We start from the raw sequence: 24,295 nt of genomic DNA on the forward strand, positions 1-24,295 counted from the left end.
TTCCGTCTTTAAGCTATTACCACGCATTATTTGCTTTGAAACTATCTAAAATGCCTTTTAACTGGTCTTTAATTTCATCATTATAGTTGCCTGATTTATTCAACTCTTGCATAAAGTCGGCATATTGACGATGAGCATAATCTAAAAGTGCGGTTTCAAAACTGGCAATTTTATTGAGTTCCACATCTTCTAAATAACCAAATTCAACGGCAAATAACACTAATGCTTGTTCCGCTACGCTTAACGGTGCATATTGTTTTTGTTTCAATAATTCAGTGACTTTTTCACCGTGGGATAATTGTTTACGAGTAGCATCATCTAAATCTGATGCAAACTGTGCAAACGCCGCTAATTCACGGTATTGTGCTAGTGCGGTACGAATACCCCCAGCCAATTTTTTCACCACTTTGGTTTGTGCTGCACCACCCACACGAGAAACCGAAATACCTGGGTTGACCGCAGGGCGAATCCCTGAGTTAAACAAGTTAGATTCTAAGAAAATCTGACCATCGGTAATGGAAATCACGTTAGTTGGTACGAACGCTGACACGTCCCCTGCTTGGGTTTCAATGATAGGAAGTGCGGTTAAAGAACCGGTTTTTCCTTTCACTTCGCCTTTAGTGAAACGTTCTACATAATCGGCATTAACACGAGATGCACGCTCTAACAAACGGCTGTGCAAATAGAACACATCACCCGGATAGGCTTCACGACCCGGTGGACGACGAAGTAATAACGAAATTTGACGATAGGCTACCGCTTGTTTGGATAAATCATCATAAATGATTAACGCATCTTCACCACGATCACGGAAATATTCCCCCATGGCACAACCGGCATAAGGAGCCAAATATTGTAATGCGGCAGATTCAGATGCGGACGCAACAACCACGATAGTGTTGGCTAACGCACCATGTTCTTCTAATTTACGCACCACATTGGCAATAGTAGATGCTTTTTGACCAATCGCCACATAAATACATTTAATGCCTGAATCACGTTGGTTAATGATCGCATCAATCGCCAAAGCGGTTTTACCGGTTTGACGGTCACCGATAATCAACTCACGTTGACCACGACCGATTGGTACCATGGAGTCCACCGCTTTATAACCGGTTTGAACAGGTTGATCCACGGATTGGCGGTCGATAACCCCAGGGGCAATCACTTCTACTGGTGAGAAACCGTCATTTTCGATTTCACCTTTACCGTCAATCGGTTCACCTAAGGTGTTGACCACACGGCCTAATAAACCACGACCTACGGGTACTTCAAGGATACGGCCAGTACATTGCACTTCCACACCTTCGGCTAAATCCGCATAAGGCCCCATGACCACCGCACCAACGGAATCACGTTCCAAGTTTAATGCCATCGCAAAACGGTTATCAGGTAAGGCAATCATCTCACCTTGCATTACATCACTTAAACCGTGAATACGGATAATCCCATCACTCACGGAAACGATTGTCCCAGTGTTGCGAGCCTCGCTCACCACATCAAATTGGGCAATACGTTTTTTAATCAATTCACTAATTTCTGTTGAATTTAGTTGCATTTTGAATTCCTCTTATCATTGCAATTCGTTAGCTAAACGATCTAGCTGACCACGACTTGAACCGTCAATCACAAAATCGTCAGTACGAATGATAACCCCTGCAATCAGTGAGCTATCCACACTGCAATTTAATTTCACTTTACGAGCCAGTCTTTTTTCCATTGCAGCGACAATTTTTTGTTGTTGCGTTGCACTTAATGGTTGAGCCGAAATGGCTTGAACTTCCGTGGTTGCATTATGTTCTTCCACATAATGTTGAAATTCATCAAATACAGCTGGAAGTGCCGTTAATCGCTTATTTTCAGCCATTAACCGAATCAGATTTTGCCCATATTGATCAAGTTGTTCGCCACAAATTGAAATCACCGTATCAGCGACTTTTTTGGCAGAAAAAGAACTGCTTAAAAAAGATTGCACCTGTTCATTTTCAGCCACCTGTGCAGCAAAACCGAGCATTTCTGCCCATTTTTGCACCGCACTTTTATCGGTTGCTGATTGTTCAACGGCAAAATCAAATGCTGCTTTGGCATAAGGGCGAGCTATCGTAGTTAATTCTGACATAAGCTCAACCTTCCTATAATTCTGCAACTAACTTATCAATAATGTCACTGTTGGCCGCCTCATCAATGGTACGACCGACAATTTTCTCTGCACCTGCAATGGCAAGTGAAGCCACTTTCACACGTAATTCTTCTTGTACACGTTTACGCTCAGATTCCACTTCTGCATAACCTTGTTCAATAATTTTGGCTTTCAAGGTTTCCGCTTCCGCTTTCACTTCTTCTAGCACTTCATTACGGCGTTTATTGGCTAAATCGATAATTTCTTGTGCTTGTAACTTGGCTTTAGAAATTTCTTCTTCCGCTAATACTTTCGTATCGGCTTGCTCTTTTTTAGCGGCTTCGGCAGACGCTAACGCATTAGCAATACTCGCCTGACGATCTTCAATCGCTTTAATGAGCGGTGGCCAAACATATTTCATGCAGAACATCACAAAAAGTGCGAACGCAATAAGTTGACCAATTAATGTTGCATTTAAATTCACAACGCCCTCCTACAAAAAAGTCGGTTACGTTATTTCGTCAAAATCCGAAATAACCCTAAATTTCAAGCCCGACTTATTTTAATAAATCAATGAACGGGTTTGCGAAGATGAAAAGTAATGAAATACCCACAGCAATCATTGCGATCGCATCTAAAAGACCAGCAACGATAAACATTTTCGTTTGTAAGCTGCTGGCTAATTCAGGCTGACGAGCAGAAGATTCTAAGAATTTACCGCCTAAAATCGCAAAGCCAATAGCTGTACCTAGTGCAGCAAAGGCTAATAAGATTGATGCACCAATGATTGTTGCTGTAATTACAGATTCCATAATGTTCTCCATTAAAAGATTGATAAATAAGCCCGAAGGCTAGGTTAAGTTAAAAAGAAATTTTCGTTTAATGATCCGCTTTGTTATAAGCAATACTCAAATAAACAATCGTTAACATCATAAAGATGAATGCTTGTAAAGTAATCACCAATATATGAAAAATCGCCCACACTAAATGTAATGGGATGCCTAATGCTTGTAAGGCAAAATTATCTGCCATATACATCACGGCAATCAAAATAAAGATCAATTCACCGGCATACATGTTACCAAACAAACGGAACGCTAAAGAAATCGGTTTAGCTAATAACGTAACGGTTTCAAGAATAAAGTTAACCGGAATAAATGCCCAATGATTGAAAGGGTGGAGTGTATATTCCTTGACTAACCCATTGAAACCTTTTGATTTCACGGTATAAAATAGGATTAAACAGAATACACAAATTGACATCCCCAAAGTGGCACTAATATCGGCAGTGGGTACAGCACGTAAATGATGAACGCCGACTAAATTAGCAAACTGCGGTAGAAAATCCACTGGAATTAAGTCAATGGCATTCATGATGAATACCCAACAGAAAATGGTTAAGGCGAGTGGGGCAATGGCATTACGTGGGCCATGAAAATTATCTTTGACTAAACCGTCCACCCACTCAATCACAATTTCCACAAAACATTGTAGTTTACCCGGCACGCCTGTGGTGGCTTTTTTCGCTACTTTTGAAAAAACAAACAGGAAAATCGCACCCGAAATAAGTGAGAAAAGCAGCGTATCTAAATGCACCGCCCAAAAACCGTCCCCAGATGAAAGGAAACTTAAATGGTGACTAATATAATCAGCAGTAGTTAAATTTGACATATCAATAAAACCTTTCTGTAAATGATCAATGACGTTGTTTAAATATATTCAAAACCAAAGGCAGCAGACTATTTAAGAGAATAGCCACAAAAAAGCCGACAAAAAAAGTAAACTGATTATTGGTTATTAAATACTTGATTGATATAACGATTAAAAGCATAACAAACAAGAATTTTATGGCTTCAAGGCTATAAAATAAGGTTGTTTTTATGGGTTTGTTGTTGTTTTTGGCATAAGATAACGCCAAAAACATCACCACAAAACTGGGTATCAAAACAACCAAATAGCCGAAACTAAATGCGTAAGCCATCGGTTTATCAAAATAACATAACAGCAAAAAAGCAATAATAAGCACGGTTAATTCTGCAATATATACTTTTTTATACAAATTTTGAGCTTGTTGTAACACAGCCGACATTATTTACGCCCAGTAAAGTCTAAAAAATATTCAAACAGACAAACGCCTGAAAGCTCCTGAATTATCACCTATAAAGGCTTTTATTGCAATCAATTACGCAGTAAAAATCGGACAAGATCAAAATTTTGTTAGATTGATCACAGTTTTTAAATAGAATTGTGTTTTTTTAAAGCAAAAACAATCCCATCTCGTTATTTGATCGAGATGGGATAATATAAATAATAGACTAAATTAACTAAAAGGTTTTCTCAAAATTCAAAAACACCCGTTTTTTATCATAACTATAAAGTTCGTCTAAATTACTCGACACCTTATTCAAACTAAAAGACAGTTTCGGCGTAATGCCCCAAAAATGCCAGTTTTGTTTCCAAACGGTGACAGTGCCGCCCCATTCTTTGTCTTGACGAGTTTTTAATAACAAACGGTGCGGTGTTTGATAATTTTTATGCGCATAATACAGATTTAACCTTGTGCTAATCCCTGCCCACCAACTTTGGCCCCAACCGACACGAACGGATTTTCGATGATAGCTATATATATCATCGTTGGCGTTCTCGGTGGAATAGTCACCGCCCACATAAACATAGGTTTTCGCATTCGGCAAATACATTAAGGTACTGGAATACAAGGCAGTATGGCTATTGGCCTCACGGGTTTGAGCTTGATGCGTATTGCCCCATTCGCCTGCCAATGACAACCGCCAGTTCGGTGAAAGCCAATGATCCCATTCGCTACGAACACCAAAGGAACCGCTATAACGATGATTCCCCACCCAACGCCATTCATAGAACGGCAATAAGGCAACACGGTTTTGCGTATTTTGATATTGATAGCCCAAGGAAGTGCGGTTAATTAAATCGTCAAATTGGTGATTATCCCAATATTGCTTGGCTGAAAAATCATTACTAAACACCGCATAATGGCCGTTAACCAGATTAAAGGTTTTCGACAAACTCAAACCATAATTGATCCCATGGGCTTTTTGTGGCAGCGAACTGTCATTTTTCAACCAACGTGAATTGCCAATATGCACATAGCGAGATTTGGCCGCATTGTTGACATTATCTTCTTGTAAATAACTGAAATTAAAACTGAAATCCCAACTATTACGTTGATTTAAGGCCGATAAATATTGATCACTCACCTGTGCAATTTCCGCCGGCGGAGCATCTGCCCGAATCCGTTCAAACTGATTTTGTGCAGCACTGTCTTGGTGATCTTCAAATAAGGCTCTGGCCAATAAAAACCGCACAGGGGCAAAATCATCATTTTCACTTAAAATTTGACGTAAGCGTTTAATCGCTGAACCTAATTCCCCTTGTTGATATTCTAAATTGGCTTTGGCATATTCAATCAGAGTTAAATCGGGGTTGGTGGTTTGTTTATATAAGGGAATTAAACGCTCCACCAATGCCCATTGTTGCGTATCAATGAGATTATTCAGTAATTGGCGAGCTATTTCGGGTTGCTGAATAAGCTGTTGATCTGTAAGTTCAACAATATCCGATTGACGTTGCGATTGACTTTGTGGCGAAATAATCTGTTGAGTTTGTAGGGTGGGTAAAGTAGGGTCGGCGACTTTAATATTTTTATCCGGTTCATTTTGCACAGAGATCTCAGCAAAGGAAAAAGGCATGAAACATAAGAAAACCAGTGGCGATAATAAATAAGATCTTGGGTGCATTTTTTTGTCCCTATCGAATGAAAAAGGCAGAAAAACGCCATTAAAAAATGGCGTCATTATTCAATATAATTTAAATATCAAGGCATATAAATATGCCCTGATATTGATGCATTATATTTTATTTTGTTGCAGGAAGAGAATATTCCCCTTCACGAGTGGCACCAAAGACAAACTCGACTCGTGCTTTTTGTTGATAGTCATTTTTGTCAGGGCGGATGGTTTCTTCATAGTTGGTATAACTACCCTTTCCAACCACTTCTTCCGCATTCGGACCAACAAACGTTCCTTGATAAGTTCCTTGTTCATTGTAGTATCTGAAATTACTTGCGGTTGGTAACACTTTGCTATCACTGGTGATCTTACCTCTAAAGTTTAAACCTTCAGCATCATCATTGATTTCTGCTGATTGTAAAATAGCATTATCCATTTTTTTGGTATCAAACGAAGTAATTGTTCCTGATACGGATTGTTTTTTGAAATCCGCATTTAAGGTCAATTCACCAATTTGATGGTCGGTAGGTATGTCACTACCTTTGAATGTAGAGGCAGTATAACCAGCATATCCTGCCAGTACCTTACCTTTATAAGTGGCTGAACCGCCATCTACGACAATTTGAGCAGGCTTATCATAAGCTGAATCAGCACGTCGAGACGAAGTGGTATAATTACCCACAGAAGCATATTTAGCAATTACTGCACCACCACTTCTATAATCGGTGGCATGTTTAGGGAACTCTTTACGATTAGGTGCATTATCCCAAGCAGCATAAGAAGAATATTTTTGATTAACAAAGTAAACATCCGTAAAGTCTAAATTTGGATTATCTGTTGCAGATAATTTTTGTACTTTATTTGGGTTAATTTCTTCTTTAGAAAGATCCATATCACTGAGAGTGGTATATTTCGAACGCACACTTCCATCTTCAGTTCGGTAATAGTGGCTTGAACTTAGCCCATTTATACTGTAAGGGTTATAAATATCCTTTGTTACATTAGTATTGGCACCATTGCGGAGACCACTACCAGCATATGTATTAGGAATAATAATTCGCCATTTTCCATCATTGTGAGCATTTTTCTCAAGTTGCTCACGAGCTAATTTTGCGTCTTGTTCCGCTTTTCTAGCGGCCTCTTCAGCTTCTTTAGCTTTTTTAGCCGCTTCTTCTTTTTCTGCTTTTTCTTTTGCGGCAGCATCTTGTTCAGCTTTCGCTTTTGCGGCAGCTTCCGCATCCGCTTTAGCTTTTGCTGCTGCATCTGCTTTGGCTTTTTCAGCCGCTGCTGCGTCCGCTTTGGCTTTTTCAGCCGCTGCTGCGTCCGCTTTGGCTTTTTCGGCCGCTGCTGCGTCTGCTTTGGCTTTTTCGGCCGCTGCTGCGTCTGCTTTCGCTTTTTCGGCTGCTGCTGCGTCTGCTTTGGCTTTGTCGCTTGATTGCTGTGTTAATTGGGTTTGTGTATTTGGTTGGGTGTTTTTGGTATTATCATCTTTATTGCTACTTCCACAAGCCGTGAGTGTTAATCCAACAAAAGCAGCAAGTGCGGTGATTTTAAAGGTTTGATTTAACATATACTATTCCTTCGTAAGAAAGTTTAAGAGTAAGAGATAGAACATAACCAACCCCATATTTTCTTTAAGAACAAAGATTCTATAAGGGCTATAATATGCTAAAAAAAAAAAAAAAAAAACAAGCAAATTAATACTGGTATGACCAGTTTATTTATAAAGATAAGAAATTGTTTATCGGCACTAAGAAAATAAAAATCCCACTTAATAGTAAAACTAAGTGGGATTGTCGGTTAATATTGATTATTAATTAAAATTCAATAGGGGATTGTTATATAACAACCTAACAACCCTGCCCACCATATTTATCATCACGCAACATTGCACGCACGGCGTGATCAAAGTCTTTTAACACCTGATCGGCATTTTCTGCATCAACACCTTTGGCATCTAAATAGAATTTGATTTTTGGTTCGGTACCTGATGGACGGACAATTAAGCGACTGCCGTTATCTTGAATAAAGACTAAAATATCACTTTGACGTTCGGTTTTTAAGTGATCGATAAATTGGACAACCGCATGTCCGCCAATTTCACTTGGTGGATTTTGGCGAAGTGCGGTCATTAATTCGCCGATTTTGCTTAACTCACTGACACGAATAGAAATTTGACCACTGACATAAGCCCCAAATTCTTGGGTGAATTCTGCGATATAATCGGCAAGGGTTTTGCCTTGTTGTTTTAAAGAACAAATGAGATCAAGGAACACAATAGCTGCAGAAATACCATCTTTATCACGCACTTTATCAGGGTCCACTAAATAACCTAATGCCTCCTCAAAACCAAAGATTAAGCCTTGTACTTTGCCGATATATTTAAAACCCGTTAAGGTTTCTTCCGATTGGAAACCGTATTTTTTCGCAATTTCTGCTAACGCTGGCGATGAGACTAAAGAACAAGCGAGAACGCCTTGTTTTCCTTGATGTTCTTGTTGACGTTGTTGGGCTAAATACCAACCCAATAAACAACCGATCACATTACCATGCAAGGCTTTCCAGTTACCTTGAGCATCAGGCATTGCCACAGCTAAACGGTCTGCGTCTGGGTCGTTAGCTAAAATAAATTCGGCATTTTTCGCTTTAGCTAATTTAAAGGCTAAATCTAATGCCCCTTTTTCTTCGGGATTAGGGAAATTCACCGTTGGGAAGGTGCCATCGGGTTGAATTTGTTCAGTGACTAAATGAGGTTGTGGTAAGCCTGCTTTGCTTAGGGTTTTGCTTAACACTTCATAGCCCACACCGTGCATAGCCGTATAAACATAGTTAATCTCGGCTTTTGGCTGTTTAGCTAGGCTTGCCGTTTTTTCAATATAGGCGTTGACGACTTCATCATCTAATACAATGTAATCTTGGCTGCGTGGTAAATCTTGAATATTGCCAAGGGCGACTTCATCAATTAACGCCGCAATTTGTTTATCGGCAGGTGAAACAATTTGACCCCCACCATTGGCTTTACCTAAATACACTTTATAGCCATTATCTTCTGGTGGGTTATGACTGGCAGTAACCATCACACCTGCGGTGGTGTCAAAATGTTGGATAGCGTAAGCTAACACTGGGGTGGGCAATTTACGGGGTAATAAATAAGTTTTAATCCCTGCTCCAGCCATGATTTCAGCGGTATCTTTAGCGAAAACATCAGAATTTTTCCGACCGTCATAACCTAAAACAATGGAGGTTTTTTCATCATAACCTTGAATAAATTTGGCTAAACCGCCAGCAGCTTGAGCAACGAGAACACGGTTCATACCCATTGAGCCTGCTTGTAAACGCCCACGTAAGCCAGCTGTGCCAAATTGCAAACGTCCGTCAAAACGGGCTTTGAGTTCATCTGTGGCAGCCTTATCACCTGCTTGTGCTTGTTCAATTAATTGATTTAATTCTGCTTTGGTTTCTGCATCGGGATCTTGTGCTAACCAGTTTTGTGCAAGATTAAAAATTGTTGTCATAGTATCTCCTTATTTTTATTAAAATAATCATTAACATGGTTGTTAATTATTTAGCCTATCTTTTTCAAGGCTAAAATACAACCTAAAATCACGATTATTCCGCCTAATCCTTGATATAGGTTAATTTTTTCACCCAAAGTGAAATAGCCAATAACTGCGGTGGAAAGGGGAATGATTAATTGAATAATATTAAACACCACCACCCCTTGTTTTTGTACGATATAAAATGCCATTAACATGCCTGTCAACATACCATAAACCCCAGCTAACCCCAAACCGATTAATAGCCCTTGATTGACCTGTTGCAGTTGTTCAATGCTATTGGTATGAATGGCAAGCATAAGATAAAGTAATCCTGAAAGGGTGGCGGTGGAGGCACTAATCACAATAGCGTGCAATTTTCTTGCCACCTGTTTTACCAACAAATTTTGAATAGATTGAATAAAAATAGCGGTGGCTAAAAACAGTGAACCGAGTAGAAAATCGCTGTTTTCTGCATTTTTATCGCTATAAAACACAAAGATTAGCGAACCTATAATCGCTATCAGACTGCCGACATAAAAGCGTTTTTGTTTAGCTCGTTGGCGTTCATCTTGAAAGAAAATGGCCGCCATAATAATGGCTAATGGCATCGCTAAAATACCAAAAATACTGCCAGCTAAAGCGGAGGTGTATTTTAGTCCATTAATAAAAAAATACATATTACCCGTCATAAATACCGCTAATAGCAATAGGCTGACAATAATTTTCGGCTCTGCCCATATTTTTTTCAGTTCTTGTCTAAATTTTACCAAACAAATCAATACGAAAAATAATCCACCTGATAAGAATCTGACGGCATTATTATTTAAGGTTTCAAAATGAATGCTCATAAACCGCATAATGGGGAAACCAAAGCCCATTAGAATAATATAAGCAAGGCGAGTAAATTGTTCGTTGTTCATGGTTGGCTAAAAGAGAAAAATCTTGGTGCCGATCATGTCGTAAAATCTGTGAAAAATAAAGAAAGAAATAGTAAAAATGAGAGATAGTTCACAAAATTCTGACCAACAAGAGAATATGGAGTAAAGAATAGCGTGCTGATTTATGTTAATATAAAGCGATTAAAGAAGAACTTATTTATCATTGGCCTATGAATATTCGTTACTTTTTACACAAAAAATTACGCCAAACGCACCGCATTTCTCGCAAAACCGTAGAGTTTTCTTGCTTACTGATTGGGGCGAGTTTGGTGTCGTTGTTTTCCCTTGGCTTTGCCAAATTAGCAGAATTTGGCTTGGAACTGAATGCCCAATGGACAGCCAAATATCCCCTTGCGGTTTGGATTGTTTTGCCGTTGGGATTAGCCGCATTAGCTTGGTTTACCCCGAGATACACACCTTTTGTGGGGGGCAGTGGTATTCCCCAAGTGATTGCCGCCATGAGTTTGCCACATGGTTCAAGAAAATCCCATTTGGTGCAGTTTGTGCAAACCCTTTGGAAAATTCCACTCACCTTTTTAGCCATGTTATTTGGTGCCTCCGTGGGGCGTGAGGGGCCATCTGTGCAAGTGGGGGCTGCTGTGATGTTGGCTTGGGGCAACTGGTGTCATCATCATAATGTGGCATTCCGAGGTTTGAATGCCAATGAGTTAATGGCCGCCGGAGCGGGTGGCGGTTTAGCGGCCGCCTTTAATGCTCCGCTCGCTGGGGTGATTTTTGCTCTTGAAGAACTTGGACGTGGGGTCATTTTGCGTTGGGAGCGACGTGTGTTATTAGGCGTGCTTGCCGCCGGTTTTATTTTAGTGGCCATTGACGGTAACAACCCCTATTTCCCTTTATACAAAGGGGCAACCAATGCAGATAAAATCTTACTTTGGGTGCTGTTATGTGGCGTTATCTGCGGTGTTTTTGGTGGAATTTTTGCCCGACTTTTAGCCAAAGGCGTGGCAGGCGTCGTGCCTGGGGTGATTCGTGGTTGGGTACGCCGTCATCCGATTTTGATCGCCATGATTTTAGGCTTGGTTTTAGCAGGGCTTGGCACTTACACCCACGGTCAAACCTACGGTACCGGTTATAAAGTGGTAACTCAAGCCTTGGGCGGAGAACTGGTGGAACCCGAAGTGACAGGCATCGCTAAATTATTTGCTACGGTAGCGACCTATTGGACAGGTATTGCAGGGGGGATTTTCACGCCTGCGTTAACAGTGGGGGCTGGAATCGGTTCCCAAATTGCAGGCTTTACAGGCAGTTTAGTGGACGCTCGTTTGTTGGTGTTACTCTGCATGGCGGCGTTTTTAGCCGGTGCGACCCAATCGCCAGTGACAGCGGCCGTGGTCGTGATGGAAATGACAGGGAGTCAGCCAGTGTTAATTTGGTTATTAATCGGCGGTATTATTGCCACCATTGTGTCACGTCAAATTATGCCAAAACCGTTTTATCATTTTGCCGCAGGCCGTTTTCGTCAACGTATTCAAGAACAAGGATAATAAAAAAAATTATGCAAAATCAACCGCACTTTCCTTATTACCGTGGACGTTTTTCCGTGGCCCCCATGTTAGATTGGACAACTCGTCATTGTCGTTATTTTCATCGTCAATTTACTAAGCAGGCTTTACTTTATACGGAAATGGTGACGGCACCTGCGATTATTCACGCCAAATATGATCATTTAGACTTTGATTTAGCGGAAAATCCTGTTGCCTTACAATTAGGCGGCAGCGACCCTGAACAGCTCAAACAATGTGCGATTTTAGCGGAACAACGAGGTTATCAAGAGATTAATTTGAACGTTGGCTGTCCTTCCGACCGAGTGCAAAATGGCATGTTTGGGGCATGCTTAATGGCAAAAGCAGATTTAGTGGCAGACTGTGTGCAAGCGATGCAAAGTGCGGTGCAAATTCCTGTCACGGTGAAAGCCAGAATTGGCATTGATGAGTTAGATAGCTATGATTTTCTGTGTGATTTTGTGCAAAAAGTGCAAGCCGTAGGCTGTCAGGATTTTATCGTCCATGCTCGTAAAGCGTGGTTATCTGGCTTAAGCCCAAAACAAAATCGTGAAATTCCCCCCTTAGATTACGAACGAGTGTATCAGCTCAAACGAGATTTCCCGCACCTTTGGATTAGCATTAACGGTGGCATTAAAACCATTGCAGAAATGCAAATCCATTTGCAGCATGTTGATGGGGTAATGGTGGGCCGTGAAGCCTATCAAAATCCGTCTTTATTAGGCGAAATTGATCGAAACTTATTTGACCCTAATGCCCCGATTATCACCGCTCATCAAGCAGTGCGGAATATGTTCCCTTATATTGAAAATCAACTCAGTCAGGGCGTGTATTTAAATCATATTGTTCGCCATATGCTCGGTGCATTCCAAAGCTGCAAAGGGGCAAGACAATGGCGACGCCATTTAAGTGAAAATGCGTGCAAGCCGAATGCGGGGGTGGACGTGGTGGAAACCGCCCTTAGTTTTGTGGAATAAATTTTAGTACAGATTAACTAACACAATAACTCCAAAGGAGGCGTTATGAAACAACATCAATATCAAGTCAATGTCAAATATCTCAGCGATCATGAGGGTAACGAAATGAATCAAGAAATCACTTTTTCTGCCCCAAATCATGATAATATTTTTGCAATTATTGAAAAAACACAACAGCGTGATGGGTTTACTTTAGAAATGGCACAACGTTTTGCGGTGGGATTGAAGTTAATGACAGAAGTCACTATGGAGCATCGTGATAATCCGCTGTTTAAAGAACTTAAACCTTATATTATGGAAATGATGAAAGTGATTAAGGGGAAATCGAGAAAGGTTGGAGATTAAGAAACAACGATAAATGGCGAAGTGCGGTGATAAAAATTTAGTTTTTTCACCGCACTTTTTATTTTCAGGATAGAAAACCTTTATATTTTATATTTTATTATTCATTTTTATTGATGACCACTAAACAGCGTTCGCCCACCAACTCTGGCACTTGTAACGGAATAACCTGTTGAATAGAAAATTCAGCCGAAAGCTGTTGCACTTCTTCTTGATGATATTGGCCTTTTAAGGCATAGAATAAGCCGTTTTCATGGGGTAAATGATGACACCAATCGGTCATATCATTTAGGCTAGCAAAGGCTCGGCTTAACACTCCGTCAAATAGATGATCGGGTGTAAATTCTTCTACTCGGCTAAGTACTGGTTCCACGTTAGTCAATTCTAACTCACGCACAGCATTGCGAATAAAGCTAATGCGTTTGCCTAAACTGTCCAATAAATAAAATTGCTTATCTGGATTGATAATCGCCAACGGCAAACCGGGTAAACCCGGTCCTGTCCCCACATCAATAAAACGTGAACCTTGTAAGTAAGGGCTTACCACAAGGCTATCTAAAATATGTTTTACCAACATATCTTGTGGATCACGCACAGAGGTAAGATTATATGCCTTATTCCATTTATGCAACAACAACACTAACTGGACTAACTGGCTTTTTTGCTGATCGGTAATAGAAAGTGCGGTGGATTTTAGCAAGGTTTCTAGCTTTTCGCTTAATTGCTGTTCTAAATTAGTCGCCACGTTTTAACATTCCCTGTTTTTTCAAGTTCACCAACAAAATAGAAATGGCCGCCGGGGTGATACCTGAAATTCGGCTTGCTTGTCCAATGGAAACGGGACGATGTTGTTCTAATTTGGCTCGCACTTCATTAGATAAACCTACCACGAGACTATAATCAAAACGTTCAGGAATCGCCGTATTCTCATGGCGTTTTTGTTTTTCAATTTCTTCTTGTTGATGTTCAATATAACCTTGGTATTTCACTGCTATTTCCACTTGTTCAGCGGCTTGTTTATCTTCCAACGCTGGTGCAAATAAAGCGGTTTTAGTTAAAATATCATAGCTCATTTCAGGACGACGTAATAAATCAATGCCACTGGCCTCACGCACAATAGGGGTATTAACTAAAGCATTGATTTCATCTAAATGTTCCGATTTAGTATGAATCCAAATTTGTTTTAGGCGTTCTTGTTCTTTGGCGATGTTGTCCATTTTTTGATTAAATATCACCCAACGTTTTTCGTCTATTAATCCTAATTCATGCGCAATTGGCGTTAAACGAATGTCGGCATTATCTTCACGTAATAATAAACGGTATTCTGCTCGAGAGGTGAATACACGGTAGGGTTCTTTTGTGCCAAGAGTACAAAGATCATCCACTAATACACCAACGTATGCTTGATCTCGGCGTGGATACCAAGGATCTTTTTGTTGTACAAATAACCCTGCGTTAATACCGGCTAACAAACCTTGTGCAGCAGCTTCTTCATAACCCGTTGTGCCATTAATTTGCCCGGCAAAGAACAATCCTTTGATCGCTTTGGTTTCTAAGGTAGGTTTAAGATCTCTCGGATCAAAATAATCGTACTCAATGGCGTAACCTGGTTTCACAATGCGAGTTTTTTCTAGCCCTTGCATGGAATTCACAATGCCCATTTGCACATCAAAGGGCAAACTGGTGGAAATACCATTTGGATAGACTTCATTAGACGTTAATCCCTCTGGTTCAAGGTAAATTTGGTGAGAATTGCGATCCGCAAAACGCATCACTTTATCTTCAATAGACGGACAATAACGTGGGCCGATCCCCTCAATAACCCCAGTGTACATTGGACTACGATCCAAATTATGGCGGATCACTTCGTGGGTTTTTTCGTTGGTATGCGTAATAAAACAAGGAATTTGACGAGGGTGTTGATCTACTGATCCCATAAAGGAAAAAACCGGTAACACAGCGTCACCATGCTGTTTGGCTAACACATCAAAATTAATGGTGCGAGCATCTAAACGAGGTGGTGTGCCTGTTTTTAGCCGATCAACACGTAAGCCTAGATCACGTAAACGATGAGAAAGGGAAACCGATGCAGGATCACCAGCTCGTCCACCCTCGTAATTCTGTAATCCAATATGGATCTTACCGGCTAAAAAGGTACCAGCCGTCAAAACCACAGATCTGGCACGAAACTTTAAGCCCATTTTGGTTTCTACACCAGTAACGTGATCCTGTTCGATCAATACATCGGTCACTTCCTGTTGGAAAATATCTAAATTCGGTTGATTTTCAAGAGCAATACGCACAGCTTGACGATATAACACCCGATCTGCCTGAGCTCGAGTGGCTCGAACCGCTGGGCCTTTAGAACTGTTTAACGTGCGAAATTGAATCCCTGCTTGATCGGTGGCATGTGCCATAAGACCGCCCATGGCATCAATTTCTTTGACTAAATGCCCTTTACCAATTCCCCCTACCGCAGGGTTACAAGACATTTGTCCAAGGGTATCAATATTATGGGTTAATAAAAGGGTTTTAAGCCCCATTCGAGCAGGTGCAAGAGCGGCTTCTGTACCGGCGTGACCGCCACCTATCACGATCACATCATAATTTTCTGTATAAAACATAAGAACCTTATTAGATAAAAATGATCGCTTTCACCGATCTTTACTTAAAAATAGGCGACTATTTTACCTAAAATTAGATAAACAGGAAAGTAGATCAGATCAATCCGATCAGAAAAGATCCGTTGGCTAATAAATAGAGATCTTATTTATATATAAAGATCTTATTATTGTTATTATTAGATCCACTGATCATCGTTGATAAGGATCTTTTTCTTTTTTATATAAATAAGTTAGATCTTTTTTTAAGTTCGTAAAAGCCCGATCTTTACAGTAGATCAGTTATGTATAATTTGCTGAGTTATCCACAGATGAATTACGTTTAATTTCTATAAACAAGAATAACACAGTTTTTTCAGTACTTTTTATTGAGTTATCCACAAGGATAATTTGTACAGAAACAAAAAAAGTGCGGTTTTTTTCACCGCACTTTCGCTATTAATCATTAACAATTAATGTTCTCGCCCCGCAATAAATATAGATACTGCAGCGAGACAAGCAGGTACTGCTAAAGCAGTAAAAATACCTGAAAATCCCCAATTTTGTTCAAGTAGTACGCCACCAATAGAAGATCCTAAAATACTACCAAATCGACCGACGGCTAACATTGAACTTACTCCTGTTGCTCTAGCTACACTTGGATAAACCGTAGGTACATGGGCGTTTAATCCTGTTTGAGCACCACTTAAACAGAATCCGACTAAACAGATAAATGAGACCGCCCAGAAAGAGTCTAATCCTACCGCAGCTAATGACAGTAAACAAATACCACCGAGTAAATAAGTGCTGCCAATGGCTTTAGCTGGTTTGCATTTATCCAATAATACACCGATTAAAACACCACCAATAGTACCACCTATTTGGAATAATGCCGTGGTATTAGCGGCTTCAGATAAGCTCCATCCTGCATCTTTTAACATGGTTGGTAACCAACCTGTCGATAAGTAGATGACCAGTAATCCCATAAAATAGGTGAGCCAAAGCATAATAGTTTTCAAGAAAAACTCTTTTTGGAACAAAATAGCAATAGGTTGTTTTTTACCCATATCAATATCACCAGTCACAAACGATTGATATTGAGCAACGGATTCATTGCCTATTTTGGTAAGAACTTTACGAATTTTTTCCACTGGATAATTGCGGATAACCATAAATTTGGCAGATTCAGGTAATAAAAATAACATCACCACAAATAGCACTAATGGAGCAATACCGCCAAGATAAAGTACAGAACGCCAACCAAAGGTCGGTTCCATATGTGCTGCAATTAATCCTATTAAAGCTGAACCCAGATTAAAACCTGTGAACATAGAAGCCATAATAATGCCTTTGCGTTTATTAGGAATATATTCAGATAATAATGTAGAGGCATTAGGCATAGCAGCACCCAATCCAAGACCGGTAATTAAACGCCATAAACTCATTTCTGTAACATTATCTGTTAATGCGGTTAAAATCGTACTAATAGCAAAACATAATACAGAAATAAGTAATACTTTACGGCGACCAAAATAATCGGAAGATGAGCCTGCAAAAAATGCACCTATGGCTAATCCAATTGGTGCAGCTCCCATAACAATACCAAATTCAGAGCGAGATACCCCCCATTCGCTAGTAATAGCAGGAGCAAGGAACCCCATAATGGCAACATCCATACCATCGATAGCAACCACTAAAAAACACAAAATAATAAGAATCCATTGATGTGTGGATAATTTTTTATCATCAATCCATTCACGAATATTTAATGTGGACATAATTTGCCTCCATTTATGTGATTATAGGGATCCATCTAAAACCAGATGGATCATGCTTTTTATTGATCAGATTCAATTAATTCACGTATACTGTCTTCGTTTAGACTCTCTTTATCAATACTATTCGTATTGCTACTGACGGAATAACTTACTTGGGTATTACGTGTTTTCATAAAATCTTCTAAGCTTTCACCACGCATTGCAGCGTAAATATGTAAATTAGAAACACCGACTACAGCACCGAGTTTTTCTAAACCAAAGAAAATCGCCCCATAATGAATTAGCCCTCGCCAATCTAAATTTCGCATTAATGTTTTTTCTTGTTCATTTAATCCTGCTTGAGTAAAGGATAATTCAGGATCATTTAGGAATAATTCTCGATGTTCTGGAATAACCAAATCATGTAAGTATTTATTGATTCGGAAACGATCTTGACTTAATGCCACGGTAAATGGATAAGTTCCTTGAATAGTTTCCACATCTTTTAATTGATGTTCCATACGGGTTAAATGTTGTTTAACATCAATAGGGCTATTTTCGGTACTTTCTAACACAATAGTGGATATTGCGGTCATTGAGGGTAAATAATAAGAACTATGAACGGTTTTGACTTTATTTTCTAATGCACCACGCATAACTAACCACATAATAATTTCAGCACCTTCCATACCGCTGAGTTCTGCATATTCTTTATGAGTTATTTCTGCTAAGCCTTCAGGATCATCAGCAAGACGTTGGAGAAATTCATGATCCCATTCTACATTGTTGAATCCGCAACGTTCACCATGTACTTGATGAGATAACCCACCAGTAGATACAATCGCCACATTAATGTCCTCAGGATAACTTTCTACCGCACGTTTAATGGCTTGTCCTAATTTATAACAACGTTTAGCGGTTGGAATAGGAAATTGCAATACGCCCACTTGTAATGGCACAATGGAGCAAGGCCATTGTTCGTCTTTGCGTTCTAATAATACAGACATCGGTGAAAAGAACCCATGATCTAATGGTTTATTTTGGAAAAATGACATATCAAATTCATCAGTCATTAAACTGGTTGCGATATGTTGAGAAAATTTTAGATCACCGGATATGGGCGGTAATTTTCTCGCACCACCACCTTCATCGGCTGTGCTATATTCACTATCAATACCTAATGCAAAAGCTGAGTAGTGATCAAAGAAGAAAGAAGTAATATGATCGTTAAAAATGTAGATTAATACATCTGGTTTTTTCTCATTAAACCATGATTTTACGGGTTCAAATCCTTCAAAAATAGGTTTCCAAGCGGGATCATTTTGTTTTTTTGCATCATAAGCAAAGCCGATTGTTGGAGAATGAGATACTCCTACGCCACCAATAATTTTAGCCATAATAAATTCCTCTCTGAAATAATGTATTAAGTGTGTTAAATGTTGGCAAAAACTTCGCCATCAAATAATTTACGTGCCGTTAAAACAATCCCTGAAGATAAAACGGTATTTTGTTTTTCATCTACAACCAAAGCTACTCTGGTTGCCCCACTGGGATGTTCTATTAATAGTTGGCGTTGTGTACCCAGAGGCATATTTTCAACCAACTTATTAGCCACCGTCCCTTTTAAAATAGATGCTGTTGCCAACGATACTGCGCCAAATACACCAATAGAAGCATGACAACGATGAGGTATAAAACTGCGGGTATTAATAACGCCTTGATGTAATGGTCGAGAAATAAGGGTCATTTTAGGGATGGATTTTTCTTTCACATCGCCAAGATTCATGATCTTGCCCGCTTGTAATCGAATTTGTTCAAGGCGTAGTTTTAGCTCTTTGTTATTATCCAGTTCGGTTCGACTTTCTTGTCCATTAATCGCAAAGTCTTCAGCATTTAAAACCACAACAGGCATTCCGTTATCAATACAGGTCACTTCTACGCCATTAATTTCATCAATAACATTTCCTGTAGGTAATAAAGCACCGCATTTTGAACCTGCTGTATCGGCAAAGAAAATGGAAATAGGTGCGGCAGGATTTGGTACGCCATCTAAATAGGTTTCACCAGAATAATTGACTTTTCCATTCGGTGTTTGCACTAAAGCAGTTGCAATTTGTCCAGTATTTTTCATGAAAATACGAACATTGGTATGACTACTATTAGCGGATACTAATCCACGTTCAATAGCGAAAGGTGCCACACCAGCCAAAATATTGCCGCAATTTTGAGCATCAGTCACAATGGCTTGATCGACAAATACCTGTAAAAATAAGTAATCTACATCCGCATCGTTTCGAGTTGATCGGCTAACAATGGCGACTTTTGAGGTTAGTGGATCCGCTCCACCAATGCCATCAATTTGACGAGAATCAGGTGATCCCATAATGGCAAGCAACAATTGATCTCGTTGAGCAATATCTTGAGGTAAATCTTTCGCTAAGAAAAATGCCCCTTTGGACGTACCTCCACGCATTAACATACAAGGAATATTAAACATAACGTAGTCCTGCTTTTTCTAATGGTTCACGCATTTTGTACATATCCAATCCCAACACACCTGATGCTAATTTGGTTCGTTTTTGTTCCTCTAATGCGGTGCGAGCAGCTGCTTTTTCTGCCACTTGAGTAGCCCATAAACGAGGCACTACCACAACGCCATCTTCATCGGCAACAATGACATCACCAGGATTAACTAAAGCATTGGCACAAACCACAGGAACATTGACAGAACCTAAGGTTGCTTTAATCGTACCTTTGGAGCTAATACATTTACTCCAGACTGGAAATTGCATTTCTTTTAGGGTTTTTACATCTCGCACGCCAGCATCAATAATCAAGGCTTTTGCTCCTCGAGATTGAAAAGAAGTAGCTAATAAATCACCAAAATAACCATCTGTGCAAGGAGCAGTTATGGCAGCTACAACGATATCACCTGCTTTAATTTGTTCAGCAGCAACATGCATCATCCAGTTATCTCCTGGGTGTAATAACACTGTCAAAGCAGAACCCGCAACACAAACATCGGGATAAATAGGTCTTATATAAGTATTCATTAAACCTAATCGACCCATTGCTTCATGAACTGTTGTTGCCCCAAATTGTTGTAATTTCTCAATTACTTCTGTATCTACACGTTCAATATGTTGATAAACTACGCCTAATTCCGTATTCATTATTCCCCCTTTTAACGCCCTTGTTTTTTCAATAATTCATCTAATCTTGGATAAACTTTGCGAGCGTTTCCTTGATAAATTTTTTCCCGATCTGCTTGGCTTAAATTAGCCGCTTCGATATAACGTTTGGTATCATCAAAGGCAAACCCTGTTTCAGGATCAATACCACGTACCGCACCTATCATTTCAGAGGCAAAGAGTACATTGTCGATAGGAATCACTTTGGTTAATAAATCAATGCCTGGTTGGTGATAAACACAGGTATCAAAGAAAATGTTCTTGAGTAAATGTTCTTGTAAAAGCGGTTTACCTAAGGTTTGTGCTAAACCACGATAACGTCCCCAATGATAAGGTGCTGCACCGCCACCATGTGGAATAACAAATTTTAAATCTGGAAAATCTTTGAATAAATCAGAGGTCAATAATTGCATAAATGCTGTGGTATCTGCATTAATATAATGAGCACCAGTGGTATGGAAACAATGATTACAACTAGTACTCACATGGATCATTGCAGGAATATTCCACTCAATCATTTTTTCATATAATGGATACCAATAACGATCTGATAATGGCGGAGCAGTCCAATGACCACCTGATGGATCAGGATTTAAATTAATCCCTACAAAACCATACTCACCAATACATTTTTCTAATTCAGGAATACAGCTTTCTATTGGCACATTGGGTGATTGTGGCAACATTGCTGCTCCTGCAAAATTATCAGGAAAGAGCTGACTAATGCGATAACAAAGTTCATTACAAATAGCCGCCCATGCAGAGGAAATCTGAAAATCACCAATATGATGAGCCATAAAACTGGCTCGTGGTGAAAAGATGGTTAAATCTAGCCCTCTTTCATGCATTTTTGCTAATTGATTTTTTTCAATTGTCTCACGCAATTCATCATCACCAATTTTTAAATCGGATGTTCTAGGCATTTGACTAGGATTGTTAATCGCCGCTATTTGCTGATTACGCCAATTTTCAAGAGCTTTTGGGGCGGTAGTATAATGACCATGGCAATCAATAATCATGATATTCTCCTAATAAATTAAGTAAATCAGTATGTTATTATTATGTAACAAAGTTGTTTCATTGATATAAAATATAACATACAAATTTTTACTTGAATTATTCGAAAATAGTGCAGTATTATTAATTTTTGATATATTCTCTTTTTGGAGTGATATGAAAGATAGTCTGTTTAATTTAAAACATTTGCGAGCATTAGTGGCTGTTGCAGAAACAGGAAATGTGAGTCAAGCTGCCCAACAAGTTTTTCTCTCTCAATCGGCTATTAGCCAAGGCTTAGCCAATTTAAGTGCGAATTTAAATGTGCCATTAATGGTGAGATCAGGTAAAGGAGTGGTATTAACAGAAGAGGGAGAAGTCTATGCTTATCGTGTTCAACGAGCATTTCAATATTTAACTATCGGTATTCAACAAGCACAACATTTAGCAAAAAATAAGCCTACACGCACAGTACAAAATGTTATTCAGTTATTAACGCATACACAATTAAGAGCTTTTTTATCCGTAGCAGAACATCATTATTTCACGCTTGCGGCTAAACAATTACATTCATCTCAACCTGCAGTTCATCGTTCGCTGAGAGAATTGGAAAATATATTGCAGTGTCCTTTATTTGATAAATCTATCAATGGGTTATTATTAAATAAAAGTGGTCAATGTTTATGGCAACAGATTCAGCTTGCACTGGCTGAACAACGTCAAGCTAAATTAGATATTCAAGCACTTAAAAATCAATATCAAGGTAAAATTACCATTGGTGCAATGCCCTTAATTCGTAATGCTATTTTACCTCAATCCATCGATTTATTTTTGCAACAATATCCAGAAGTCACATTACAAATTATTGAAGCTCCTTATTCTGATTTACTACAGCAATTGCGTTTTGGCAAAATTGATTTTCTAGCAGGAGCATTACGCAACCAAATTCCAGAAGAAACAACGCAACAACATCTATTTCATTCTTCATTGTGTATTGCTTGTCATATTAATCACCCTTTAATTGGTCAGAAAAATATTAGGTTAGCAGAAATTTTAACTTATCCTTGGATTTTACCGCCTCAGCATACGCCAACTAGAGAACGATTTGAACAAATGATTCAAGGCATGGAATTGCCACAAAATATTATTGAATGCAGTTCACAAGTGCTTATTCATCGATTGCTGCAAACCAACCACCGTTTAACCCTTGTTTCTCAACAACAAATTCAATGGGAATTAGATAGTCATCTTCTTGCTACCATACCATTTGATATTCATGATAACCCAAGATCTATAGGTTTAACTTTCCGTCAAAACTGGCATCCGTCAGAAATTCATTTACAACTTATATCAATGTTAAAAAAAGTTTGTGCAGATTTATTATAAAAAAAGTGCGGTTTTTTTCACCGCACTTTCGCTTTTTTTATCTCAAAATATTACAATTTTGCTGCTAACATCGCTTCTAATTTTTCAATATCGGCGGCAAATTTGCGAATACCTTCGGCTAATTTTTCCACTGCCATTGGATCAGCATTGTGTTGCCAGTAGAAATCGGCCTCTTTCAATGGCTCTGGGCGAGCTTTGACTTCACCTTTGTATTCTAATTTACGTGCTAAAGGTGCAGTGCTGTCTTGTAACTCTTTTAATAATGGTGGTGCAATAGTTAAACGGTCGCAACCCGCTAACTCTGTGATTTCACCCACATTACGGAAACTTGCCCCCATTACCACGGTTTTATAACCGTATTGTTTGTAGTAGTTGTAAATTTCCGTCACAGAAACCACACCTGGATCTTCTGCTGGTGCGTATTCTTTTTTATCAGAATTAGCTTTGTACCAGTCAAGAATACGACCCACAAATGGTGAAATTAAGTAAACACCTGCCTCTGCACAAGCACGTGCTTGTGCTTGGGAGAATAATAGGGTTAAGTTACAGTTAATGTTTTCTTTTTCTAAAATTTCCGCTGCACGGATACCTTGCCATGTAGAGGCAATTTTGATCAAAATACGATCGTTGGCAATGCCTGCTTCGTTGTAAAGACGAATTAATTTGCGTGCTTTTTCAACAGTCGCTTCAGTATCATAAGAAAGACGAGCATCCACTTCAGTGGAAATGCGTCCGGGCACTAATTTTAAAATTTCTAAGCCGATATTTACGGCTAATTTATCTTCTGCATCAATTAATTGTTGTGCTTTGTTGCCGCTTTGTTGTTTGGCATAAGCAACGGCTTCATCAATTAATGGGGCATATTGTGGCAGTGCGGAGGCACTTAAAATTAATGATGGGTTGGTGGTGGCGTCTTGTGGTTTATAAAGTTTCATGGCTTCAATATCGCCGGTATCGGCGACCACGACGGTTACATTTTTTAAAGCATCTAATTGGGTTGTCATAATTTACCTCTGGTTGATATTACGCTATGGCTGATTATCCATGATAAGTCGATTAAATACCAGTTAAACGATTAAAAACTGTGATCTAGATCACGGTTTTATAATGGAATTTGTATAGCGAACTACAATATAATACATTAAACGCAAGATGAAAATATC

At 39.2% G+C, this 24,295-nt stretch carries 22 protein-coding genes; 4 read left to right on the top strand and 18 right to left on the bottom strand.

The window, feature by feature from the left end; translation table 11 throughout:
• Nucleotides 1–16 precede the first annotated feature (16 nt).
• From atpA to ACTG7Q_RS02395, 10 genes are all read right to left on the bottom strand, one after another.
• The gene (atpA, locus tag ACTG7Q_RS02350) at nt 17–1,558 is read right to left on the bottom strand and encodes a F0F1 ATP synthase subunit alpha (RefSeq protein ID WP_439240438.1); all 1,542 of its coding nucleotides are present in this window, start codon (nt 1,556–1,558) and stop codon (nt 17–19) included.
• A gap of 15 nt (nt 1,559–1,573) precedes the next feature.
• On the bottom strand, nt 1,574–2,119 hold the full coding sequence (gene atpH / locus ACTG7Q_RS02355; RefSeq protein WP_439240440.1) for a F0F1 ATP synthase subunit delta: 546 nt from the start codon (nt 2,117–2,119) through the stop codon (nt 1,574–1,576).
• A gap of 13 nt (nt 2,120–2,132) precedes the next feature.
• Nucleotides 2,133–2,603, bottom strand: coding sequence for a F0F1 ATP synthase subunit B (atpF, locus tag ACTG7Q_RS02360; RefSeq protein ID WP_439240442.1), 471 nt, complete (start codon nt 2,601–2,603; stop codon nt 2,133–2,135).
• A 73-nt stretch (nt 2,604–2,676) separates the two neighbouring features.
• Nucleotides 2,677–2,931, bottom strand: a complete 255-nt coding sequence (atpE, locus tag ACTG7Q_RS02365) for a F0F1 ATP synthase subunit C (RefSeq protein WP_005599073.1) — start codon at nt 2,929–2,931, stop codon at nt 2,677–2,679.
• 67 nt (nt 2,932–2,998) lie between these two features.
• Nucleotides 2,999–3,790 carry a F0F1 ATP synthase subunit A gene (gene atpB, locus ACTG7Q_RS02370; protein WP_439240444.1) on the bottom strand — a complete coding sequence of 264 codons (792 nt, stop codon included), beginning with the start codon at nt 3,788–3,790 and terminating at the stop codon, nt 2,999–3,001.
• A 25-nt stretch (nt 3,791–3,815) separates the two neighbouring features.
• The gene (locus tag ACTG7Q_RS02375) at nt 3,816–4,208 is read right to left on the bottom strand and encodes an ATP synthase subunit I (protein WP_439240446.1); all 393 of its coding nucleotides are present in this window, start codon (nt 4,206–4,208) and stop codon (nt 3,816–3,818) included.
• 235 nt (nt 4,209–4,443) lie between these two features.
• Complete coding sequence (locus ACTG7Q_RS02380; protein WP_439240448.1) at nt 4,444–5,817, bottom strand: surface lipoprotein assembly modifier; 1,374 nt, start codon at nt 5,815–5,817, stop codon at nt 4,444–4,446.
• Between the two features lie 193 nt (nt 5,818–6,010).
• Nucleotides 6,011–7,453 (bottom strand): transferrin-binding protein-like solute binding protein, encoded by a 1,443-nt coding sequence (locus tag ACTG7Q_RS02385; protein WP_439240450.1) that lies wholly within the window; start codon nt 7,451–7,453, stop codon nt 6,011–6,013.
• 280 nt (nt 7,454–7,733) lie between these two features.
• Nucleotides 7,734–9,398 carry a phospho-sugar mutase gene (locus ACTG7Q_RS02390; protein WP_439240452.1) on the bottom strand — a complete coding sequence of 555 codons (1,665 nt, stop codon included), beginning with the start codon at nt 9,396–9,398 and terminating at the stop codon, nt 7,734–7,736.
• A gap of 50 nt (nt 9,399–9,448) precedes the next feature.
• The gene (locus ACTG7Q_RS02395; RefSeq protein ID WP_439240454.1) at nt 9,449–10,342 is read right to left on the bottom strand and encodes a DMT family transporter; all 894 of its coding nucleotides are present in this window, start codon (nt 10,340–10,342) and stop codon (nt 9,449–9,451) included.
• Between the two features lie 188 nt (nt 10,343–10,530).
• Here ACTG7Q_RS02395 and ACTG7Q_RS02400 point away from each other — a divergent pair, with 188 nt between their 5' ends.
• The 3 genes from ACTG7Q_RS02400 to ACTG7Q_RS02410 are packed head-to-tail and all read left to right on the top strand — an operon-like array spanning nt 10,531 to nt 13,205.
• On the top strand, nt 10,531–11,865 hold the full coding sequence (locus ACTG7Q_RS02400; protein ID WP_439240457.1) for a chloride channel protein: 1,335 nt from the start codon (nt 10,531–10,533) through the stop codon (nt 11,863–11,865).
• Nucleotides 11,866–11,873: 8 nt separating this feature from the next.
• Nucleotides 11,874–12,860 (top strand): tRNA dihydrouridine(20/20a) synthase DusA, encoded by a 987-nt coding sequence (dusA, locus tag ACTG7Q_RS02405; RefSeq protein WP_439240648.1) that lies wholly within the window; start codon nt 11,874–11,876, stop codon nt 12,858–12,860.
• Between the two features lie 45 nt (nt 12,861–12,905).
• Nucleotides 12,906–13,205, top strand: coding sequence for a DUF3861 family protein (locus tag ACTG7Q_RS02410; RefSeq protein ID WP_439240459.1), 300 nt, complete (start codon nt 12,906–12,908; stop codon nt 13,203–13,205).
• A 97-nt stretch (nt 13,206–13,302) separates the two neighbouring features.
• Here the strand turns inward: ACTG7Q_RS02410 and rsmG are convergent, their stop codons facing one another.
• From rsmG to ACTG7Q_RS02445, 7 genes are all read right to left on the bottom strand, one after another.
• Complete coding sequence (rsmG, locus tag ACTG7Q_RS02415; RefSeq protein ID WP_439240461.1) at nt 13,303–13,947, bottom strand: 16S rRNA (guanine(527)-N(7))-methyltransferase RsmG; 645 nt, start codon at nt 13,945–13,947, stop codon at nt 13,303–13,305.
• Nucleotides 13,937–15,826, bottom strand: a complete 1,890-nt coding sequence (mnmG, locus tag ACTG7Q_RS02420; protein ID WP_439240463.1) for a tRNA uridine-5-carboxymethylaminomethyl(34) synthesis enzyme MnmG — start codon at nt 15,824–15,826, stop codon at nt 13,937–13,939. The genes rsmG and mnmG overlap by 11 nt, the downstream gene beginning before the upstream one ends.
• Nucleotides 15,827–16,275: 449 nt before the next feature.
• The gene (locus ACTG7Q_RS02425) at nt 16,276–17,580 is read right to left on the bottom strand and encodes an MFS transporter (protein WP_439240465.1); all 1,305 of its coding nucleotides are present in this window, start codon (nt 17,578–17,580) and stop codon (nt 16,276–16,278) included.
• 59 nt (nt 17,581–17,639) lie between these two features.
• Nucleotides 17,640–18,956 carry a gallate dioxygenase gene (locus ACTG7Q_RS02430; protein ID WP_439240467.1) on the bottom strand — a complete coding sequence of 439 codons (1,317 nt, stop codon included), beginning with the start codon at nt 18,954–18,956 and terminating at the stop codon, nt 17,640–17,642.
• A 35-nt stretch (nt 18,957–18,991) separates the two neighbouring features.
• A complete protein-coding gene (locus ACTG7Q_RS02435; protein WP_439240469.1) occupies nt 18,992–20,056 on the bottom strand; it encodes a 4-oxalomesaconate tautomerase in 1,065 nt (354 codons plus the stop codon).
• Nucleotides 20,049–20,732 carry a 4-carboxy-4-hydroxy-2-oxoadipate aldolase/oxaloacetate decarboxylase gene (gene ligK / locus ACTG7Q_RS02440; protein WP_439240471.1) on the bottom strand — a complete coding sequence of 228 codons (684 nt, stop codon included), beginning with the start codon at nt 20,730–20,732 and terminating at the stop codon, nt 20,049–20,051. The genes ACTG7Q_RS02435 and ligK overlap by 8 nt, the downstream gene beginning before the upstream one ends.
• 11 nt (nt 20,733–20,743) lie before the next feature.
• Nucleotides 20,744–21,769 (bottom strand): amidohydrolase family protein, encoded by a 1,026-nt coding sequence (locus tag ACTG7Q_RS02445; protein ID WP_439240473.1) that lies wholly within the window; start codon nt 21,767–21,769, stop codon nt 20,744–20,746.
• A 154-nt stretch (nt 21,770–21,923) separates the two neighbouring features.
• Here ACTG7Q_RS02445 and ACTG7Q_RS02450 point away from each other — a divergent pair, with 154 nt between their 5' ends.
• On the top strand, nt 21,924–23,132 hold the full coding sequence (locus tag ACTG7Q_RS02450) for a LysR family transcriptional regulator (RefSeq protein WP_439240475.1): 1,209 nt from the start codon (nt 21,924–21,926) through the stop codon (nt 23,130–23,132).
• Between the two features lie 50 nt (nt 23,133–23,182).
• Here the strand turns inward: ACTG7Q_RS02450 and tal are convergent, their stop codons facing one another.
• Nucleotides 23,183–24,136, bottom strand: a complete 954-nt coding sequence (tal, locus tag ACTG7Q_RS02455; protein WP_439240477.1) for a transaldolase — start codon at nt 24,134–24,136, stop codon at nt 23,183–23,185.
• Nucleotides 24,137–24,295 lie beyond the last annotated feature (159 nt).

The sequence above is a fragment of the Lonepinella sp. BR2474 genome (assembly GCF_051851555.1).
Taxonomy (GTDB): domain Bacteria; phylum Pseudomonadota; class Gammaproteobacteria; order Enterobacterales; family Pasteurellaceae; genus Lonepinella.

Excerpts from the sequence above, each read along its gene's own strand:
- ACTG7Q_RS02430 (WP_439240467.1), bottom strand. The coding sequence starts at position 18,956 with ATGGCTAAAATTATTGGTGGCGTAGGAGTATCTCATTCTCCAACAATC.
- tal (WP_439240477.1), bottom strand. The coding sequence starts at position 24,136 with ATGACAACCCAATTAGATGCTTTAAAAAATGTAACCGTCGTGGTCGCC.
- mnmG (WP_439240463.1), bottom strand. The coding sequence starts at position 15,826 with ATGTTTTATACAGAAAATTATGATGTGATCGTGATAGGTGGCGGTCAC.
- ACTG7Q_RS02375 (WP_439240446.1), bottom strand. The coding sequence starts at position 4,208 with ATGTCGGCTGTGTTACAACAAGCTCAAAATTTGTATAAAAAAGTATAT.
- ACTG7Q_RS02410 (WP_439240459.1), top strand. The coding sequence starts at position 12,906 with ATGAAACAACATCAATATCAAGTCAATGTCAAATATCTCAGCGATCAT.
- atpB (WP_439240444.1), bottom strand. The coding sequence starts at position 3,790 with ATGTCAAATTTAACTACTGCTGATTATATTAGTCACCATTTAAGTTTC.
- ACTG7Q_RS02400 (WP_439240457.1), top strand. The coding sequence starts at position 10,531 with ATGAATATTCGTTACTTTTTACACAAAAAATTACGCCAAACGCACCGC.
- ACTG7Q_RS02450 (WP_439240475.1), top strand. The coding sequence starts at position 21,924 with ATGAAAGATAGTCTGTTTAATTTAAAACATTTGCGAGCATTAGTGGCT.
- ACTG7Q_RS02425 (WP_439240465.1), bottom strand. The coding sequence starts at position 17,580 with ATGTCCACATTAAATATTCGTGAATGGATTGATGATAAAAAATTATCC.
- atpA (WP_439240438.1), bottom strand. The coding sequence starts at position 1,558 with ATGCAACTAAATTCAACAGAAATTAGTGAATTGATTAAAAAACGTATT.
- ACTG7Q_RS02435 (WP_439240469.1), bottom strand. The coding sequence starts at position 20,056 with ATGTTTAATATTCCTTGTATGTTAATGCGTGGAGGTACGTCCAAAGGG.
- ligK (WP_439240471.1), bottom strand. The coding sequence starts at position 20,732 with ATGAATACGGAATTAGGCGTAGTTTATCAACATATTGAACGTGTAGAT.
- ACTG7Q_RS02390 (WP_439240452.1), bottom strand. The coding sequence starts at position 9,398 with ATGACAACAATTTTTAATCTTGCACAAAACTGGTTAGCACAAGATCCC.
- ACTG7Q_RS02445 (WP_439240473.1), bottom strand. The coding sequence starts at position 21,769 with ATGATTATTGATTGCCATGGTCATTATACTACCGCCCCAAAAGCTCTT.
- atpH (WP_439240440.1), bottom strand. The coding sequence starts at position 2,119 with ATGTCAGAATTAACTACGATAGCTCGCCCTTATGCCAAAGCAGCATTT.
- ACTG7Q_RS02385 (WP_439240450.1), bottom strand. The coding sequence starts at position 7,453 with ATGTTAAATCAAACCTTTAAAATCACCGCACTTGCTGCTTTTGTTGGA.
- ACTG7Q_RS02395 (WP_439240454.1), bottom strand. The coding sequence starts at position 10,342 with ATGAACAACGAACAATTTACTCGCCTTGCTTATATTATTCTAATGGGC.
- atpE (WP_005599073.1), bottom strand. The coding sequence starts at position 2,931 with ATGGAATCTGTAATTACAGCAACAATCATTGGTGCATCAATCTTATTA.